Raw genomic sequence first — 17,238 nt, 5'->3', positions numbered from 1 at the left:
TTATGTCTCAGTGAGACCTTACAGATAAGTTTTCTCGCAATCGGAACCAATAGATTGGCACAGAGTCCTACTTCCAGTTCAATTTTAAACACAAAGTCATAGAATCCAGAAAATAGTTGCAAAATTGTTATCAACCCCTGAGGCTATATAAATTTCGTGGTGGGGTAACTCATAATTTTATTACTCGACAACCGATCTTCAGTTCAAGTTAAAACTTTTTACACGAACTACCGAGTCAGGATTCACATATGAAAACCATCTTTATGCTGGGGCTGGTCTTACCATGTATAGCATTGGCCCAGCAGCCTTCTAAAGTGACGCCGCAACAATTTGTCAACTTACAGGAAGGTGACATTGTACATAAGGGATTTCGTCGCGCACACGCAAAGGGTATTTGCATAAGCGGTGAATTTTTATCCAATGGCTCACTGACCAAATATACACACGCTAAGGTCTTTGAAAAAGGCTCGACTCCGTTTATCGGTCGTTTCTCTATCGCAGGTAGTAATCCCTCAGCACCTGATTTAAAAGCACCGGTAAGAAGCATGGCACTTAGCTTTGCTACCAGCGCCACACAGCAATGGCGAGTCGCTATGAATACTCCTCCAGTAATGGCCGTTTCTGATCCACATACCTTTTATCAACAGATAATCGCAATCAAAGCTGGCCCTGAGGCCATACAGAAATTTTTTAAAGATCATCCAGAGAGCCAAGACTTTTTAAACTGGAAGTCGAGCTATCAGCCTTCGGGGAGTTTCGCCGCTGAAACCTATAACAGCATCAACGCCTTTTATCTGATCAATGAACAGGACGAAAAACAAGCTGTGCGCTGGCATATGCGCCCAACCCTTACCGCTACGCCTGAAGGGTTGAAAGGTGAGGATGCACTACAGCAAGAGTTGCAACAGCGCTTGGCGAAAGAAGATATCGTCTTTGATTGGGTCTATACATTAGCAACCGAAGCTGATAACGAGAATGACCCCGCTCGAGCGTGGCCTAACTCACGGCAACAAATCACCGCCGGACAACTGGTGATACGAGATTGGCAATTTCAATTGAAAGGTGAATGCCATAGCATCAATTATGACCCACTTGTACTGCCTGAAGGTATCGAGCCCACGGCTGACCCTATTTTACGGGCACGTTCTGGAGCTTATGCAGAGTCATATCGGCGTCGTGCACGCGAGGTGCTAAATGGTGCTTTGGAGGCAAACAGCAATGAATAATCGTTTTTCTTTGTCCATGCGTATTTTCCATTGGGCCATGGCTGCGTTACTGATTTCACTGTTATCCGCAGGACTTTTGATGGTGCAATCATTAGAACCTTGGCAAATCACCATACTAGGCCTACATAAAAGCTTCGGTGTATTAGCTGCCATATTAGTCATTATCCGACTTCTCAACCGTTTCCGGAATATGGTACCCGATTTACCCAGTGATCTCTCGGCACTGCAAAAAGCGATTGCCAGGTTATCCCATGTATTACTGTATGGATTTATGCTGGCAATGCCCATTTCTGGTTATTTAATGCAGTATGCCGCGGGTCGTCCGGTAGAGGTATTTAGTCTATTCAGATTACCCGCCTCTCTCAGCGTAGATATTCAGACATATTCGATATTTCGTGAACTTCATGGCTGGTTGGCGCTTTTTTTGATGGCTTTAATATGTTTACACGCTGTTGCCGCGTTACATCATCACTTTGTTCGCAAAGATAATGTATTAAAAAGCATGCTTTAGTATTTTCAATTAACGCTGCCCCTCTCATTGAGGGAGCAGCAACGTATGTCGTCATTCCTCCCGGTCTTAACAGACAACCAAGCAAGAAATTTAACTGTAAAACTCTTAAGGAAATTGATCCTGCTTGAAGTAGACACATCTTGCTGTTTGTAAAACGGTTAATTAAGGGCAAGATTCAGCGTCCGATCGGACACCTTGATATTTATGACCAAAACCAAGAGAAGTCATTTCAGTCCCATAAATAAGCACTTATGCCTTACAAGGAATATAAAAGTAATAACAAGACGGCAGTAAAACAGCACGCAATAAAGCGTTATCCACAGCCACTTCCCTTTGTGGTGATGCTGATAGTGAAGTCATGTTATATAAAAAAACGCCTTCTGATTTGCATTTTTCTATGACGTCAAGGCATGCCGCACCGGCGGATTTTTCCGGACTAACGTGCTGCTGCGTGTCAAATGAAATTTGTGTGTGTGAGGTTTTCGCTATTTCCAACCTTGAATCCACTTCTCTCGATTTTTCAGTTCTGTCCAATCTATTAAATATTCTTTTTTTGAGAGGACCGATTCCAACTTACACGAAATTACTGAACCGTCTTCTTCAAACTCCACCTCTGACACCAAGAAGTGTTTTTCTCGATTCATTGGTTTTACCGCAGTCCATTTGCTGTTGCGCAATTTAGCAGGGTTAATTTGGTTCATACAAACTCCATAACACTCTGACTGTATTTGAGAAACTGTTCAGTTGTACGGACTCTTCGATATTTAAGTTCAGTATATCGTTATATTAACAGGGAGAACGCCTAACGAGGCTGTACAGAAAGCGCATTCAATTCACCGTTATCCACACACCCGGTTCGCTTTAAAAGCTGAAAAGAGCGGGTGCCCCCTGCACTGCTGGTTGATACTACTCATCGGGTCCAGGCAGCACATTATGCAATGCCACCTGCCCATTGTCAGACACCATCAGAACCGCGACACCGCCATCCCTCAAATCGTGCTCCAGTTTCAGGGCTTTTTTCTTGGGAGCAAAATAAGCTTCAATGCCGTATTTCACCCGATACACAGGTGAACTGTCGGTGATACGTCCTCGCAGAAACACACCGGCTGCGGGTGTATTGAGTGAGGCATCGGCATAGTGAAACAAGCCATCGTCACCTTGTCGCAGGCTGATGTAGACAACCTCGCCCTTGCGCAGCCTGGGATAATCAGTCAGCGCACTCTCCGGCAATCGTCCGATTTCATAGTTCAGGCGAGCGTAATTACCGCGAAACAATGAACGGGGGTCCACAGGAACCGTTTGCACGCGGATTTCATCCCCCACCCACAAGGGCATCGCGGCCTTGACCACCATGCCTACCAGTACGCACACCTGCACGATGACCGCCAGCCCTAACCCCGCAGCAACCGTTGATCGCTTCATGGCGTGCCTCCTTGTCCCTGATGAGTCTTCCAGTACTTTGCAGCGCACAGCAGTACAGCGGCCAGTACCATAAACATAATGGCGCCACCAATATAGTCACCAATTAAATCGATGTAGCGCATAAACGCCGTCAACAAAATGGTGGCGACGCCTAAAAAGAAGTAGTGGGAAATGCCCTGATGAATGCCACGAACAATGAGCCCAATGCCGGTGCCGATCAGTGCGATGTTGTAGACGATTTGAAAATACACAGCTGCTGACCGGTCTTCGGTCGCAACAACCGCCATCATCGACAGACTGGCAAACACTGCCACCGGCAGTAGAAGTTGTAGAATCCTGCCCTGCCAGGCAAACCACAGAGAAGCCGTCAACAACACGATGACACACAGCCACATAGAGCGCTGCTGATCCCAGTTGGATTCGATCAGCGTCTCCCAGGGGCCTTCAAAGCTGAACACGAACAAGGCCACAAGACCGAACCTCAACGCCCAAAGCGACAGCAGCACGCCGTAATCTTTAGCTTTGTGACTGCTCTGCGCATACAACCAGCCACTGACCGCGTAAGCCCAGACAAACAGCGCCACACTCACCAAAAGGTGCTCCATGTGGATAGTGTAATCGTAGCGCTCACCCGCCCAAACCGCCGACAGAACCGCCTCAATCCAGAGGCCGATGCTGGCAACTGTGGTCAAGAAAAGTATACTGCTGAACGGCCCCTTGTACAGAACATAGACCGACACCACGATAAACAGAGGAAACAGTGAAGGGAAAAATCCCATCCCGAACTCAAGCACAAACCACAACATCGCCAGCAAGCTACTGAACAACGTCAACCAGGAATTTTTCAACAAGACACCAAAGGGCAAACTGCCTAATGCCCACCAGAATATGCCATCGGGCATATGCTCACCCAGATGATAGATCTGCGCGATAAGAATGATAGACGCGCCGTAAAACAGATTGCCCAGCAAGAACAGTCCGACAGCCGAGGAAGTTCGGCCTGTTAAATAAGACTTGAATGCCAGACCATGAGTCATCAGAGTGAGCATCAACAATCCCCCCATGCGCAGCGCACGCGGGATTTCGTCCCAATTGGCACCCAGCAGGGTAATCACTGCCAGGCCAATAAACAGATAACCCAGTCCAATTAACAACCTATACCCGAGGGAGTAATTCTGAATCGAATCGTAGTCTACATCATAGAGTCGACAAATCGATCGCGCCTGCTCGGTAGAGATCAGGTCCTTCTCAACCCAACCGGAGATCTCTTTGGCCAGATCGTTTTTTAACAGTCTTATCAGTCGCACACGTTTATCCCTAATCAATATGAGACCATCTCTGAGAGACAGCAAAATCTACAGCGATTATCCCGTATAAAAAAGGGAGAGTAAAACCTCCCCCTCATGGTTACTTGCCCGTCCATCCACGGCGTAGACGAAAAGCTCCGGAATCTGAAAGCCTGAAGAGTAGAAGGTGAGAGGACGGGTGAAGCTAAAGAACAAGCTGAAGAGGACAGGCGCTACCCATATAGATCTTTTTCAGGAGTGCCTGTCCTGTATTACCACTGTATTATCCTGTTTAGACACCAGATTGAGATGCCTGCAACCCATGGGGAACGCGGCAAGTTGAGCTTTTATATTGTCTGAGGCTGCATCTTGAACCCGGCTATGGATTATAAAACCCCATAAGAGCAGATTAGCCTCTCAGGTTTTAGAGTTAACCTGCAGATCTGTTATATTGGTGTCTGATTTTTGAAACTAGGGTAAACGGCGATGGCGCGGACTTCGGTATTCTGTGTAGCGGCCAAAGATGTCAGTCAATTAATGCAGAGATCCATAGAACAGGGAATGTCTGTCCCGAACCTGTTGCGAGACCTCAATTTGTCTGACACTCTGCTGGAGGATCCAGAAGCACTTATCGATATGGAGGATTGTTGGCGCATTATCGTTGCCAATCAGAATGCCATACACGAGGAGTCTTTACTGTTGTCCAGTCGACCGCTAAAGCGCGGTACAACACGCCTGGTATTCTCAAATCTGACTCATTGTGAGAATTTGGAACAAGGCCTGGAAACATTAGCCGAAACTTACAATATCGTCCATGGCGGTAATTATAATTTTGTCCGCAAGCGCGGTAATCATCTCAGTTACATTGTGGATGACAGTGACTTTCACTATCAGATAACGCCCAATATTTTTGCCATTGAATTTGCTTTGCTGAAAATACATTGCGCCTTATCTTGTTTAACTGGACGTCAGTTGAAATTAGTAAAAATGGCTACCAAGCGCCCTCATTTACCGGATCACCCCAACCATCATTTGCATTTGCTGGATTGCAAATTGCTAGCGGCTCAGCCTCGCTATGAACTGGTCTATGACGTAGCCCAGGCAAAGCTGCCATTCCAGGTGCAACCGCACGGCGATATTGCGGGCAATATCTACGCCGATTATGTCGCCTTGCTGGCCGCCCCCCAGACGGATGTTGAGCAAGACCGTTTTATCCAGCAAGTCCTGAACCGCATTAAGCACGCTGCTCTTGAAGGCATTCGCAGCCAGGAAATGATCGCCGATCACTTTGGTATGAGTGTTGCCACACTGCGCAGAAAACTCGAGCGACAGAATATTACCTTTCGTGATCTGCAGGACAGGGTCAATAGTGAACTAGCTGTTAATTATTTACACGATCAAATGTTGGCCACCGATGTAGCGGAGAAGCTCGGTTACAGTGATGTTCGGAGCTTTAAACGAGCCTTTAAACGCTGGTATGGCATGTCGCCTGCAATGTACATTCGGCAACATCAATTCACCCCCTAATCCACCAGTATCTCTTACTTTACCATCCCTCTTGATGAGCTAAAATGTACCCCAAAGATAGATCCAATTGGTCATTGGGTCAATGACAAGTCCTCCCTTATAGTGTCGTCTGACAATAAAACAATAACCGTCGCCTGTCGAACGGAGTTACTCAGAGGGTATAACAATGATCAAAAGCCATCGTTCCATTACTGGTGCAACCTTAACCATGAGTTTGTTGACGCTGGGCGTACAGGCTAGCGAAACACAGACACCTTTTGCTATCGAAGAAGTCACCGTCACGGCTGAGCGACGTGAGGCTAATTTGCAGGATGTCCCCGTTGCGGTAAGCTCATTTTCCCAGTCCGATTTACAGGCCCAGCAAGTGACCACCCTGGGTGATCTACAGGCCATGGTGCCCAACCTGAGCATTCATAAAGGCGACGCGAATAATGCGGTGGCGTATATTCGAGGTATTGGACAGATTGACTCCATTGCATTTTTTGAACCTGGTGTTGGCATCTATTTAGATGATGTTTATCTGGGGCGGGCACAAGGCGCCTTTCTCGATGTCATTGATGTTGAGCGCATTGAAGTCTTACGTGGCCCCCAGGGGAGTTTATATGGCCGCAATACCGTTGGCGGTGCCATTAAGTACGTATCAACTTCACCCACCGATGAGTTCTCCGGTAAATTGTCGTCAACGGTGGGAAACTATGACCGAAGAGATGTGAAGGCCACTTTTAGTGGTCCGCTAAGTGAAACACTGAAAGGGCAAGTCACCTTGGCATCGCTCCAGCAAGAGGGTTATGCGGATAATCAATTTGATGGTAAAGGTGACGGTGATAGCGACTCTCAGTACCTCAGAGCGGTACTGGCTTATGATCCGACAGACAATCTGTCCCTCGACTTTTCGGTAGATTACAGCGATGGCGAACCCAACCGCTCGCGCACCCCCGCAAAAGAAACGCCGATCACTATCACAACGGTTGACCCCTATACCTTTGGTTTGTCCACACAAACATTTGCCCGAGATGAAGACCCGTTTAAGGTTAACGTAGATTTTAACCGTGTTGAGTTTACCGAAACCAAAGGCGCAAGCTTAAATGCCTCTTGGAACATTAATTCAGATTTGAATTTGAAGTCCATCAGCTCTTATCGTGAACTCGACTATGGTACTGAGCTTGATCTCGATGGCACCCCAATTAACGCCTTTGGGATTTTTTACTTCAACGATCAAAAACAATACAGCCAGGAGTTTCAGCTGTCCTATCAAGGTGAACATCTTTCAGCAATATCCGGAGTCTATTATTACAAAGAAGAAGGCAGCACCTTTGACGGCGGTATCTTCAGCAACTTTTTGATTGCGGCTGCCGGAGAAGCGGAATTTAGCACAGAAAGTTATGCCGTGTTTGGCCAGTTTGATTATGCCATCAGCGATCGCCTGACTGCGACGCTGGGCTTTCGTTATACTGAGGAAGAAAAAGATTATCAGCGTCAGACAGAAGATTTAAATTTGACCACATTGGCTGGAATATCCTTTGGCTCAGACGGTGTGAGTTATGCCAACCCAGCCTTACTATCCCCGTCCAGCAAAGATCTACACCTTGACGGGATAGGCGTAGCACGTCCACTGGCGGATCCAGACGGTGCCAGCTTCGATAATTTTTCACCCAAGCTAGGCATTAAATATCAATCGAGTGAAAACGCCCAGATTTATGCCAATGCTTCCACCGGTTTCAAAAGTGGGGGGTTCAATGGTCGCATGGCAGATGGTCAGCTTGAGCCTTTTGATGAAGAAACTTTAATGAGTTACGAGGCGGGCTATAAAACTCAGGTTTGGGATGATCGCGTACGGTTGAATGCGGCCCTGTTTTACAATCAATACGACGACCTCCAGGTCAGCAGCTTCGAAGCATCTGCCGATGGCAATAGTCTGTTGCCGGTTTTTTCTAACGCCGGTGAAGCCATCATGCAGGGCGTTGAGATTGAGTTGACAGCATTAGTTTCTGAGCGTTTAACCGTGACCGCCAATGTGGGTTATCTTGATGCCGAATATAAAGAATTCTTTGCCGAGGCCGATGCCGTTAACAATGTCGCTGTGGATGTGAGTGATGAGCGCCACATGGTGAATACCCCTACGTGGGATGCAGCCATTGGCCTGAACTACGAACTGGCTAATAACGGATGGGGAACGTTCACCATGGTGGCGGATGTAAGCTACCGTAGCAAAACGTATCTGGAGGTGAACAGCAGTGAAAATCTGGCACAGGGTGGTCACAGTCTGATTAATGCTGCGTTGATGTTTGAGTCCAACGATGAACAATGGCATGTCATGCTTGGCGGCAGAAACCTATCGGATAAGACCTATCGACAACACGCCTTTGATTTGTCGGCCTTTCCCGGGGTTGAGCTGGGTTACTATGGCGCTCCCAGAACTTACAGCCTGAGTGCAAGCTACAGCTTCTAAGCTTTAGCAATACTTCCCTCACTCATTAACGAACATTATTGATGTTTGTGCACTGTCGATTGCCGCACTGTTGCGGCAATCCGATAGCGCAACTCAGCTGCTCAGCCTCCAGGTAATTTGTATGTCGGATTTTGATTACTTAGCCGGTATTCGCTCCACCTATGTGCAGACGTCACGTTTGCGCACTCATGTTTTAATGAGCGGAGACCCATCGGGAATACCGGTGTTTTTTATCCACGGCAACTTTTCGGCATCGAGTTATTTTGAAGCTTTAATGCTTGCGATGCCGAAAGAGTATTTTTGCCTTGCCGTAGACCTGCGCGGCTACGGCTGGACAGAAGACAAGGTGATAGATGCAACCCGGGGTGCGCGCGATTGGGCAGACGATTTATCAGCCTTGTTTGAGACATTGGGGATTCCCTGCGCGCACTTGCTTGGTTGGTCTGCCGGGGCTGCGGCTGTGAGCCAATTCTTGCTGGATTATCCCGCCAGGGTTAACTCCTTAACTTTGGTTGCACCTGTGAGCCCATTTGGGTTTGGTGCCACTGGGGATACAATAGGTACGGCGTGTTATGACGATTACGCAGGCTCCGGCGGTGGCATTGTCGCAGATGAATTTATTCAACGTATTCACAGCAGGGACACAGGACAAGATAGCCCCTTTTCACCAAGAAATGTGATACAGACATCATTTTTTCACACGCCACAACCCTTACAACGCGAAGCCTTACTGCTTGCCAGTTCACTGCAGCAAAAACTGGGTAGCCAGCGTTACCCAGGTGACTTTTTAAGGTCCGCCAATTGGCCCTTCGTCGCGCCGGGAAACTGGGGTCCGCTGAATGCCATCAGCCCCAAATATTACAATGTAAGTGCTCTGGTGAAATTGCCACGCAAGCCGCCGGTGCTCTGGATAAGGGGTGAGCAAGATACGATCATCAGCGATCAATCCCAGTCAGACATGGCATTACTCGGCAGCTTGGGCCTGATCCCCGATTGGCCCGGGGGTGATGTTTTCCCTCCACAGCCTATGGTTGGGCAGACTCGATACCTGCTCAACGATTACAAGCGTAACGGAGGTTGGTTTAAAGAAGTCGTGATGCCTGATGCGGGTCACAGCCCTTTTATTGAAAACCAGCCTGTTTTTCGCGAGGAGCTGTTAGATTTTTTGCGCCAGCCGTTTAGCCAACCCAACTCGCGTGCTGTTTGGACCTCAGGAATAACCGCTTCTACCTGCGATGACTCATAATGGCACTTCGCTTGTCGCTGCATGAGAATCTGCAGAGCAGGATCTGAAGAGGACAGGAAGTGCCTGCCCTACAACAAATTGGCATACCAAACTAAATTTTCATTTTACAGCATCGATACCCACCACTAACCTAACACAAGAGGAATAACAAAATAGAGAAACGGTGAAACCAGTAACACCGATAACACACTGAGTAACGAACCCGCCCTCACCATTTGTGCAATACTTATCTTCCCTGTTGAATAGGCAAGTATGTTTGTCGTGGTAGATGCAGGTAATAAAAAAGCACAGCTCGCGGTTATGGTAAGGGGAATAAGAAGTTGCTCAGGATCCATCCCGGCAGCCGCAGAAACACCAGCCAACACAGGAAGCATGGTGGTCACCGTTGCGGTATTGCTGATAAAACTGGTTAGGGTAATACTTAGCAATACAACCATAAAAGTTACGCCTAGCGCAGAAACCTGCACATACTCAAGCAATAAACTGCCTAACCAAACCGCCAATCCCGTACTCGACGCCATATACGCAAGACATAGCCCGCCACCCAGTAAAAATAAAACATCCCAAGGAATCGCATTGGCAGACTTCCAGTCCAAAAGTGCAGTGTCCTGGCCATCGCGCTCGCCAGAAGGAATGATAAATGCGGCGATGGCGATAATGAGTGGGATATGGGTGTCGGTGAGGAATCCAAGGCCGGGGATTTGCTGGAGCAACGGCCGAAAGACCCACCCAAGTGCCAAAGCGACAAAAAGGCATATAGCACGCTTTTCAGCCGTTGAAATCAGTCCCATTTCAGCAAGCTGTTGTTCGACGTATTCTTTGAAATTTTCCTGGGGTGGCAAATCAAATCGAAAAACAATTTTTGTCAGAACAAAGAGTGTAGCTGCAAGAAGGATAAGCATTAACGGTACAGCTATCATCATCCAGCCAACAAAAGATATAGTGGTCCCTGTCGTATCCTCAAGATAAGCAACGAATATCGCATTCGGTGGTGAACCAATAATTGTACCCACCCCACCAAGATTCGCTGCATAAGCAACACCAAGGATAATACACGTTGTAAAAGCATGATTGCTGTGGTTTTTACCGACTACAACTTCCGAGATGGAAAGAGCAATCGGGATCATCATGATAATAGCAGAGGTGTTGTTGATCCACATTGAAAGAGTCGCGGTTGTCATCACGATTCCGAAAACAATCATCGCAGGGTTTGTACCAACGCATCGAATTGCATACAAGGATAGGCGTTTGTGTAAATTCCATTTCTGAAGAATAACACCTATCATCAATCCACCAATAAGCAAAAACATTACAGGTGAAGCATAGGCGCTAGTAGTTTCTTTTAATGTGGCAATTTCGAGCGCAGGTATAAGAATCACTGGCATGAGTGAGGTGATAGTTAGCGGTACCGCTTCCGTTGCCCACCAGACAGCCATCAAGCTCATCACTCCTGCTGTCAACCACGCAGACCGGTTCAGGTTTTCTGGAGCAGGGCTAACGACAAAATAGAGCAAGAGTAAAGCACCTAAAATCAAGCCAATATTGCTCACTCTAAGCATGCTACTTTGTCGTGAATTATCCACTTCCACCTCAATGGGAATCCTAAGCATCACTTACCTCTGGTTTTATTATTTTTGATTATTTGTCTCATACCCATCAGGCTGAGACATTGTATAAGTGCATATTATCCAGCTTCTGACACGGAACTTAGCTCAGTTCACGCCTGTTGATTTTTTATTTATGAAAATTTAGACAACGAATAAAGTCCATTTATACTGTTCTTTCCCGCCCCAAAGTTTGGCTTAAAGTCGTGAAAAAAAGAGCGCAACTGAAACGCCTTATGACCAGATATGAACCCACAAGATAGGCGCACGAACTATGTTATTAAATTCTTTAACCGCGTATTTCAACTTAATTAACATTCATTTTTTTGAGAATCATATTGGAAAACATCCATCAAGAAAAGTCGACCTTCAGAGGCAATATACCGTAGCTATTGAACTGAAGGCCGCCTTTTATTCCTTGACTATTTCTCTGTATCTGGCGCTATTAGTTAAAGTGGTGTGAGAAAGACAATTTCAGAGTGCGGCCCAAGGGACTATGAGTGTAAGGATCGTAGTTCAAATCCAACCGCGCAAAAGGCGCATCTTCGTCGGTGAGATTTTGCACAGAAAGACTTAAACGCGTATCTTCGCTTAAAAGATAGTTATAATTGAGATCGAAGGTTGTTTGACTATCAATGACCTGACCATTTGTATTACTACTAAATATAGATCGGTTATCCGAGTAGTGATGAACATAATTGGCAACCAGGTTCACACTATTTTTCATTCCGTTATAACCGGCAACAAACCGACCTTTCCAGCGAGGTAATGGTCGCACAATACTGCCTTGGTTTAGACTACCCAGCGCCGAGAAGCCGTTGATAATACCCGCATCACTCACCTCATATTCGACGTTATAGTTGGCATCCATACTAAGGTACCAAGCGGCTGTAACATCATACCGAACGCCAAAATCAATACCGGAAATATCGAGATCAGGTCCGTTAATGACACTGGTATTGATGCGTTCAACCGTTGAGAAGTTACCTGCTGCCCCCAATGCGACCTGGTCGACGTATGGTGCTATACCCTGTTTAGCAGCAGCAATGACCGAGTTGGTAGGTTCCACAACGATGGAGTCTTGGATATCGAAGCTCCAGTAATCTATTGTTAGCGTCATGGCATCATCCATCAGCGAAGCAATCAGACCAACATTCCACCCTACAGCTGTTTCAGGCTCCAGGTCCGGGTTCCCCCGAGTATCTACTGGCTTATAGGCGCCCGCTTCTGAAACATAAACATTAGCCGTACTGACACCACCTAGCTGGTTTAATGTTGGCCCACGAAAGGTGGTACTGGCCGAACCTCGTAACGCCAGACTATCAGAAAGCTGCCAGCGTACTGCAACCTTCGGGTCTATGGTATACCCCACTTCACCACCGTAATCCTCGAAGCGTAACGCTAATTGAACATCCAGATTTTCCGTTAACGGCAAGGCCAACTCACCGAACACACTTACAATATCCTGATCATCTTCGAATGGGAGAGTTGCCGCTTCATAACCGAACGGACCAGATTTGATGGTGCAGGTAGTGTCTCCGGGAGTCGGACAAGGGTTGATACTCAAGTCGGAATTATCGATAGGATCGAGTTCATAAGATTCGCGACGATACTGGGCACCAACCGCGTAACCGAGGGCACCGCCTGCCAACTCAAAGTTGTAGAGTTCCCCACTGAATACGATATCCGCGGTAAACAAATCGGTACTTTCATCAGCGCCCGTGGGTTGCGAGACCCAACTCATTAATCCAGCGCTATTGGCAACAGCAGGATTATAGCTGGGGTTTACAACACCATTATTACCAGACACGCGGATTGCGTTTGAAAACGGGTTGTAGAACTGACAACCGTTTGCACCCGGTGTAGATCCACTACAGTCAGGACCGCCAAGCCCGAGCAGTGCAAGCCGTAATCTATCTACGAAGGCGTCCTCTCTTCGACCTTCCATTTCGGCCCTGGAATAGGTTACACCGCCGTCATAGTTAATGCCGTTATCGAAACTACCGTCAACGTTGAACGCGACGCGGAACGTTTCGTGGTCACGAATGTGTGTTGCGGCAGGGCCTGCAGAACCGATGATTCGACCTCTGTAAGCCACCCCGTTAAGACCCTCTGGATTTTGCTGGTCATCAAGAGCGGCCAAGTCAGGAAACTGTGCAACCATATCCTGCCAACCGGGGTGATAGTCCGGTACAAACCGGTTCAGGTTATCTACCGCCACGGCAGGCGGCAAACTTGGAGCCCCTTTCCCTCTAGTCTCTGTTTTAGCATAAAGCACTTCAGCATGAAGGTTAAGCGAATCATTGACGCTGTGATTAAGCTCAGAGAAACCTTTAAGGTGGGTCTCATCGTTAATCAGATTAAAAAATCCCGTGTATTGAAATCGACAAAAAGTAGAGTCAACCCCACCTAAAAGCTCACAATTGGGATCGGCTGTCCCGGAGCCGCCTGCTGCGTCATAAATGGTGACAGGGTTCCCGAAACTCGACCACCCACCTTGTGGGTTGTCGGCATAACTGAGCAACTTATCTGAATCATCAGCAACCTTTAGTGGTCGGCGCTGATTGTAGCTCAATGAGGTCACCCAATGGGTAATTTCATTTCCCACACCCCAGATCATGCCTAAATCAGTATCGCCATCGGAACCGTTAATATCCTTATAAGACCCTGTAATTTCCAAACCTTCGAAATCAGATCGGGTCAAGAAGTTAACCACACCGGCCATCGCATCGGAACCGTAGGTTGCCGCTGCACCTTCCTTCAAAAAGTCTACTTTGCTAATAGCCATTTCAGGAATATTGTTAATATCAACAAAAAGCATTTTATCCGTCACAATACTGTGCGGTGAAAAAGTTTGTCTGCGCCCGTTAATCAGAACCAAAGTTCGCCCTGGTCCCATACCCCGGAGATTAATATTGGCTGTGCCCTCCAGCCCGGCCGATCCAAACAGGTTTGCTTCACCATCACTGCCCGAAATGCCAGGCATATTGCGCAACAGTTCAACCAGTGTTGGAGAACCGCTATATTCCATATCATCACGATTTATTGACGACACGGGGTTCGCCATATTTGTACTAGCGCCTTTAATGTGCGATCCCGTGACTCTTACCTCTTCCATCATAGGAAGTTCTGCTTGATCAGATGCACCAGCACCACTCGCGCCAACTGTAGTTCCGACTAGAAGTGCTAACAAATTATTCTTATATTGCATTCTTCTATCCTCTATTAAACCTATTTTTATTGTATTTTTATTTTCAAACCAGGCTTCCAAACCAGTACCGACCAGCATAATGTTTACCGCATCTTGCAAAGTAAAATTACCCTTCACCTGATTTGCGGTAACGGTGCTGACCTTATCAAAAGGAAAAAGCACCGTAAGATTAGCTTGTTCGGCATACAGGATGAGTGCCCGGTCTGCAGATTGCTGAGGAATATTAAAAAGGACAGTCTGTGAACTACTTCGAGGGATATCTTCCTCAGCGCCAGACTCTATTGAAAAAATTATTGGAATCACCACCAATAATAAAAAGAAAACCTTTCTTCTCATCGCCCCAGCAGTACGCTTCAACATCGCGTATATATGTGACGATTCAGGATTAATTTTCCACTTGTAATTATTATAATTATGCAAAAAAAATCCTCCCCCCCTATAAAATTAGGTATTGGTCTAGCGCACTAGCGCGGTTTCAACCCAAGGATTATGTACCGGATAAAAGTAGCTGTAATTATTTGGAGCTCAAGACAACTTGCTTATCATCTTTCCGACGAGCAACAATGTTGAAGTTATCTTCTAATGCAGCAATAAGGCTTTCCACATCGCCCGCTTTGAAATGCCCACCAACACGAATTTGGCGTAATGATTCATCCTGAATAATAAATTCCACAGATGTATAGCGAGCGACCTCTTTAACAGCTTCTTCAAGCGACTCACCACGGAAAACAAGATTTCCGCTCTGCCAGGACAACTTGACCTCAATATCTTCCGATGCCACTTCAGCAACCTTAGCAGCCAAAGATTCATCAGATTCAACTTCACCAAAAATCAGTTGCTGACCGGCAGATACTTCAGGCGCTGACACAGGCAAACCTTCCAAGGCAGTGCGAACCGATTGTTTTTCTGGCAAAGCAGCAAGCACAGCGACTCTTACTTTTCCTTCCGTAACAACCAACTCAATGTTTTTCTCATCTGTAATTTCAACATTGAATTCTGTACCAACAGCCTGAGCAACTTTGCCATTTGCCATCACAGCCAGCGGCCGCTTTTCATCCTTGGCCACTTTAACGTGTATTTCTCCACGAATAAGTGAAATCAGGCGATAGCTATCGGTGAACTCTACTTCAACCAGACTGTTGGTATTCAGTGTTATGCTGGAGCCATCCACCAGTCTCACTGTTGAACGCTCACCAATAGAAGTTTGATAAACATTTTCATGAGCAATCAACTCTTGATTGCCGTTATCGAGAAACCCACTGCCATGCCATGCCACTAACCCTACCAAAATTCCCAGACATAAAGAGGCTGCCACGCCCCATCCGGAAAACCGCGAGCGTGGGCGACAGGAGGGTTTGGGGGAAAACAAATTCGACAACCGGGATAGGCTATCCATTTTGTCCCAAAGGCTCGCCATGTCTTCTAGTAACAACTGATTTTCGGGATTCTTTGCGAGCCACTTTCGTAATTCTTGCTGTTCAGCCGTCGTCAAGCTCTCATCAAGACGAACAATCCAGCGAGCCGCTTCGTCGTATCGAGACTCCTCTGTAGGTAATGCAACCACATTATTAGCCATTATTTAAATCTCCTTTCAGAGACGGCCGAGAACTGGCCGATGCCGAGCTTCTTTTTCTTCGGCGACCAAATTTTTCGTCATACTGTTCCATATACTGGGTACACTTTTTCAAACCAAAAGTAATATAGTTTTCCACCGTGTTTATGCTGACATTCATTTCCCGGGCAATCTCTTTTTGGGAGTATCCATAAACTTTTTTCAGCACAAACGCTCGTCGGCATTGAGTGGGTAACCGCCGAACAGCCTCGCAAAAAAAGCCAAATTCCTGGTTTGCAGCGACCTGCTCAAAGGGCTGGTCAGCACTGTTGTGGCCGCCCCCCAAGTGGAGCCTGTCGAGATCCTCGACCGGCTCAGTTAACCTGATCTCAGCCCTTTTGTGATGGTCCAAAGCCAGGTTGCGAACTATCCTGTACAAAAAGGACTTCGGCGATTTGATTTCATTAATATTCTTTATCTGGCAAATCTTTACATAGGTTTCCTGGACGATATCTTCCACATCAGCTGGCGGAACAAAACTGGCTATACTGCCAGCCAGACTTTTCCTTAAACCCATAAAAATACTGTGAGTGTTTGTCTCGTCGGTCATAGCTAATATCAGCTCATTATCGATTAATTATGTAGTTTTTTGATCGGACCTATAATACAGACGATTCAGGTTAGAGAAACCACTAGCCTTTCTTTATGATTTTTTCAGTTTTCATTAAATTAGAGGTTATTTCCAGCACACAGGCTTCATTCTCGCCGGCAATATCTTCGTTATATGACCATCAGGAAGAGGATATCAACCATTAGATGACTCAGGATAATCAGCTGACACCCCTCCCGCATGGAAGAAACGTTTAAATTACAAATAGTTGCATGCAGAAGTTTCGGGCAAGGCTTCACCGACCAATTGGGGCAGAAGCTTCTGGGCTTGCAGGGATACACGGCGATACTCAATGTGGCAAACCTCACAACACAGTCTACTGAAATCTCTGCCTCAGACAACAACGATCAAAAATCAAACACAGCTCGTCGGAAATTCTTCCCCTCGGCGATGTTTCCATCCGATGCTCGGCTTCAGACGCCTGCGCTCCGTTAGATAAGCAGTGCATCTAGGTCGCTCTCACTCGATGCTAAGCTAAATAAGCAATTATTTTCATTCAATTAGGATCGGATATCAACGTTAATACCACAGCAA

Annotated in this window: 12 protein-coding genes; 5 read left to right on the top strand and 7 right to left on the bottom strand. The window is 46.7% G+C overall.

Annotation, left to right across the window (positions count from 1 at the left end):
• Positions 1 to 248: 248 nt before the first annotated feature.
• Together G8770_RS16745 and G8770_RS16740 are read left to right on the top strand one after the other, a co-directional pair.
• A complete protein-coding gene (locus tag G8770_RS16745) occupies positions 249 to 1,226 on the top strand; it encodes a catalase family peroxidase (protein WP_167189454.1) in 978 nt (325 codons plus the stop codon).
• A complete protein-coding gene (locus tag G8770_RS16740) occupies positions 1,219 to 1,737 on the top strand; it encodes a cytochrome b (protein ID WP_167189451.1) in 519 nt (172 codons plus the stop codon). The genes G8770_RS16745 and G8770_RS16740 overlap by 8 nt, the downstream gene beginning before the upstream one ends.
• A gap of 485 nt (positions 1,738 to 2,222) precedes the next feature.
• On the opposite strand, the gene G8770_RS16735 is transcribed toward G8770_RS16740, so the two are convergent.
• The 3 genes from G8770_RS16735 to G8770_RS16725 form a co-directional block, all read right to left on the bottom strand.
• The gene (locus tag G8770_RS16735) at positions 2,223 to 2,438 is read right to left on the bottom strand and encodes a TIGR02450 family Trp-rich protein (RefSeq protein ID WP_167189448.1); all 216 of its coding nucleotides are present in this window, start codon (positions 2,436 to 2,438) and stop codon (positions 2,223 to 2,225) included.
• Positions 2,439 to 2,643: 205 nt separating this feature from the next.
• Positions 2,644 to 3,159 carry a GDYXXLXY domain-containing protein gene (locus G8770_RS16730; protein WP_167189445.1) on the bottom strand — a complete coding sequence of 172 codons (516 nt, stop codon included), beginning with the start codon at positions 3,157 to 3,159 and terminating at the stop codon, positions 2,644 to 2,646.
• Complete coding sequence (locus G8770_RS16725) at positions 3,156 to 4,466, bottom strand: DUF2157 domain-containing protein (RefSeq protein ID WP_167189442.1); 1,311 nt, start codon at positions 4,464 to 4,466, stop codon at positions 3,156 to 3,158. The genes G8770_RS16730 and G8770_RS16725 overlap by 4 nt, the downstream gene beginning before the upstream one ends.
• Before the next feature lie 540 nt (positions 4,467 to 5,006).
• Here G8770_RS16725 and G8770_RS16720 point away from each other — a divergent pair.
• The 3 genes from G8770_RS16720 to G8770_RS16710 all read left to right on the top strand — a co-directional run bounded on the left by G8770_RS16720 (position 5,007) and on the right by G8770_RS16710 (position 9,667).
• Entirely contained in the window at positions 5,007 to 5,972 is a 966-nt protein-coding gene (locus G8770_RS16720) for a helix-turn-helix transcriptional regulator (protein ID WP_167189439.1), read from the top strand.
• A 166-nt stretch (positions 5,973 to 6,138) separates the two neighbouring features.
• Positions 6,139 to 8,421, top strand: coding sequence for a TonB-dependent receptor (locus G8770_RS16715; protein WP_167189436.1), 2,283 nt, complete (start codon positions 6,139 to 6,141; stop codon positions 8,419 to 8,421).
• Between the two features lie 121 nt (positions 8,422 to 8,542).
• Entirely contained in the window at positions 8,543 to 9,667 is a 1,125-nt protein-coding gene (locus G8770_RS16710; RefSeq protein ID WP_167189433.1) for an alpha/beta fold hydrolase, read from the top strand.
• Between the two features lie 125 nt (positions 9,668 to 9,792).
• Here the strand turns inward: G8770_RS16710 and G8770_RS16705 are convergent, their stop codons facing one another.
• From G8770_RS16705 to G8770_RS16690, 4 genes are all read right to left on the bottom strand, one after another.
• The gene (locus tag G8770_RS16705; protein WP_167189430.1) at positions 9,793 to 11,250 is read right to left on the bottom strand and encodes a DASS family sodium-coupled anion symporter; all 1,458 of its coding nucleotides are present in this window, start codon (positions 11,248 to 11,250) and stop codon (positions 9,793 to 9,795) included.
• 466 nt (positions 11,251 to 11,716) lie between these two features.
• Positions 11,717 to 14,902: a TonB-dependent receptor gene (locus G8770_RS16700; RefSeq protein ID WP_167189427.1), complete on the bottom strand. Its 3,186-nt coding sequence runs from the start codon at positions 14,900 to 14,902 to the stop codon at positions 11,717 to 11,719.
• 94 nt (positions 14,903 to 14,996) lie between these two features.
• On the bottom strand, positions 14,997 to 16,058 hold the full coding sequence (locus tag G8770_RS16695) for a FecR family protein (RefSeq protein WP_167189424.1): 1,062 nt from the start codon (positions 16,056 to 16,058) through the stop codon (positions 14,997 to 14,999).
• Positions 16,051 to 16,644, bottom strand: a complete 594-nt coding sequence (locus tag G8770_RS16690) for an RNA polymerase sigma factor (RefSeq protein WP_167189421.1) — start codon at positions 16,642 to 16,644, stop codon at positions 16,051 to 16,053. The genes G8770_RS16695 and G8770_RS16690 overlap by 8 nt, the downstream gene beginning before the upstream one ends.
• Positions 16,645 to 17,238 lie beyond the last annotated feature (594 nt).

This window comes from Pseudomaricurvus hydrocarbonicus, assembly GCF_011602365.1.
Lineage (GTDB): Bacteria > Pseudomonadota > Gammaproteobacteria > Pseudomonadales > Cellvibrionaceae > Pseudomaricurvus > Pseudomaricurvus hydrocarbonicus.
Note: the sequence above shows the minus strand (reverse complement) of the source record. Positions and strands in the feature narration are given on the sequence as shown.